This is a genomic window from Actinomycetes bacterium (assembly GCA_035506535.1).
GTDB lineage: Bacteria > Actinomycetota > Actinomycetes > DATJPE01 > DATJPE01 > DATJPE01.
Window position 1 is genome coordinate 1 of record DATJPE010000096.1, and the last position, 2,551, is coordinate 2,551.

The following is a 2,551-nucleotide window of genomic DNA, read 5'->3' on the forward strand; positions in this document are numbered from 1 at the left end:
GAGGACCGGGATCGTGCGGATGCCCTCGGTCCGCTTGGCGTAGTCGGCGAAGCCCGGGAATCGCCGTGCCTGTTCTGCGTACACGCGGTCGCGCTCGTCGCCGGACAGGTCGCGGACCTTCACCCGATAGGCGTCCGTCCCCCGCTCCACGGAGCCCTCACCGGCGGCGACGAGGTTGAGGTACCAGTCGGGGTTCGTCGGGGCGCCGGCCTTGGAGGCGAAGACGTAGATCACGTCATCGGTCTCCCCGGGGAGGTACACCATCGGGGTGACGTACTCCCGCCCGCTCTTTCGGCCGGTGGCGTGGACGAGAACCATCGGCGAGCCCTCGAAGCCCCCGCCGACGCGGCCCTCGTTGGCGCGGAACTCCTCGATGATCGCCGCGTTCCAGTCGTTCTGAGCCATCTGCTCCCCAGGAAGCTCGGGTCGGTCCACGGCCACGTGCCGTGATCTCCTCAGTGCCAAACCGCACGGCTGGGTCTCACATTCCTCGCCTCACATCCCTCGACTCACATCCCTCGCGTCACATCCCACCCGCGCGACCGCCGATCCCGGCTTCCGAACCCGCCGACGCAACCTGGGACCGCCGGTGCGCGTCTGTCAGACGGACGGTCCGGACGACGGACCGCTGACGGGTACGAGATGGGTGGCTGACCACGCACGTGATGACCAATCTGCTCCGAGCCAGGCACCGGGTCGGCTCGCGACGGCGCGCTTCCCTCGTCGTCGGCGCCCTCGTGACCGTGTTCGGCGCCCTGGTGGTCCTTCCCGCGCACGCGGCCGGCCCATCGACCCTGCCAGGTACGTCGGCCCGGTCACCGGCGCGCGTCGAATCGACCGTGAGCGGACCCAAGGTGCTCGCGGACTGTGTCCACGAGGTGCGGCGGCCGACCGGGATCATCCTCGCCTGTGCCGACGCCAATGCCTATCTCAAGGGGCTCTCCTGGCGGACGTGGGGCGGGGCCGTAGCGCGTGGCCGCGGGGTCTACTGGGCGAACGACTGCGTCCCCGACTGCGCCGCCGGGCACTTCCACCGGCACCTCGCCTACGTCCACCTGAGCCGGGTCCGGCTCGGGCTGTACAGCCGCGCCACCTTGTTCCTCTCCCTCAGGGGCCACCCGCACCACATCGAGGTCTTCGACCTCGCGACCCGACCGGTCGGCTGACGCCCGGATCATGGCGTTCGGCTCTGGGTGAACGCGGGACGCTGGAAGGCCCGCGCGCGGTTGGTGCGCTCGTGGAGGACGAGGAAGTGCTCGACACCTACTCGCGGGCCGTCGTCGGCGTCGCGTCGTCGGTGCTGCCGTCCGTGGCCAGCCTTCGGGTGCAGGTCGAGGGCCGTACCGGTGCCGGGAGCGCGAGCGTGCTCACCGCGGACGGGTTCCTGCTCACCAGCGCGCACGTCGTCGAGGGCGCAGAGCGCGCTGAGGCGTCCTTCGCGGACGGAACCGAGGTGGTCGTCGACGTGATCGGCCGGGACCCGCTGTCGGACCTGGCGGTCCTTCGCGCCCGTGCCGGCGTACCCCCGCCGGTCCAGCTCGGCGACGCCTCGCAGCTGCAGGTCGGCCAGCTCGTCGTGGCGGTGGGCAACCCGCTGGGCCTGGCGGGCAGCGTCACGGCCGGCATCGTGTCCGCGCTCGGCCGGTCGCTGCCGACTCGCAACGGTCGGGTCGTCGACGAGGTCATCCAGACCGATGCGGCGCTGAACCCGGGCAACAGCGGGGGCGCCCTCGCGGACAGCCGGGGCCGTGTGGTGGGAGTGAACACGGCAGTGGCCGGGATCGGCGTCGGCCTCGCCGTGCCGATCAACGACACCACCCGAGAGATCGTGACCTTGCTGATGACCCAGGGCCGGGTCCGCCGGGCGTGGCTCGGGATCGCCGGGGCGCAGACACCGCTCCCGCAACCGCTCGCGGCCAAGCTGGGCAGGAACGAAGGCGTGCGGGTGTCCCAGGTCCTGGCGGCCAGCCCGGCCGCCGAGGCGGGCCTGCACCGGGGCGACATCCTGCTCGCCGTCGACGGGGAGCCGGTGCTCACGTCCACCTCGATCCAGCGGCTCATGGTCGAGGCCGCGATCGGGCGTCGGGTCGAGATCACGGTGTGGCGAAACGGCGCGATGGTCGACGTGGTCGCCTGGCCTCGCGAGCTCGCGGACTGAGGACGAAGGACCCCGCCTCGCTAGAAGGGGAAGCTGCGGGGCTGGCTCTTCAGCGTCACCCAGCGCAGCTCGGTGAACTCCTCCATCGCGAAGCTGATCCCGAACCGTCCCCATCCGCTGTCCTTGACGCCCCCGAAGGGCATCTGTGGCTCGTCGTGGATCGGCTGGTCGTTGACGTGCACGATGCCCGCCTCCAGCTGCTCCGCGATCGCCAGGCCCCGGTCCGGGTTGCCGGTCAGGACGCCGGCGGTGAGCCCGTACCGAGAGGAGTTGGCCCGCTCCACGGCCTCCTCCGCGGAGTCGACGACGTCGACGATGACCACGGGGCCGAACGTCTCGTCCTTCGCCAGCTCGCTGTCCTCCGGCACGTCGGTGACCAAGGTCGCCGGGTAG

4 protein-coding genes are annotated in these 2,551 nt (G+C 71.4%); 2 read left to right on the top strand and 2 right to left on the bottom strand.

The window, feature by feature from the left end:
* Window positions 1-405, bottom strand: a 405-nt coding sequence (locus VMI11_15285) for a nitroreductase/quinone reductase family protein (GenBank protein ID HTY73761.1), incomplete at its 3' end; no start/stop codon positions are given.
* A 260-nt stretch (window positions 406-665) separates the two neighbouring features.
* Between VMI11_15285 and VMI11_15290 the strand changes: the two genes are divergently transcribed.
* Together VMI11_15290 and VMI11_15295 are read left to right on the top strand one after the other, a co-directional pair.
* The gene (locus tag VMI11_15290; GenBank protein HTY73762.1) at window positions 666-1,166 is read left to right on the top strand and encodes a hypothetical protein; all 501 of its coding nucleotides are present in this window, start codon (window positions 666-668) and stop codon (window positions 1,164-1,166) included.
* A gap of 71 nt (window positions 1,167-1,237) precedes the next feature.
* Complete coding sequence (locus VMI11_15295; GenBank protein ID HTY73763.1) at window positions 1,238-2,158, top strand: trypsin-like peptidase domain-containing protein; 921 nt, start codon at window positions 1,238-1,240, stop codon at window positions 2,156-2,158.
* 20 nt (window positions 2,159-2,178) lie between these two features.
* Here the strand turns inward: VMI11_15295 and VMI11_15300 are convergent.
* A partial coding sequence (locus VMI11_15300) for an aldehyde dehydrogenase family protein (protein ID HTY73764.1) occupies window positions 2,179-2,551 on the bottom strand: 373 nt, incomplete at its 5' end.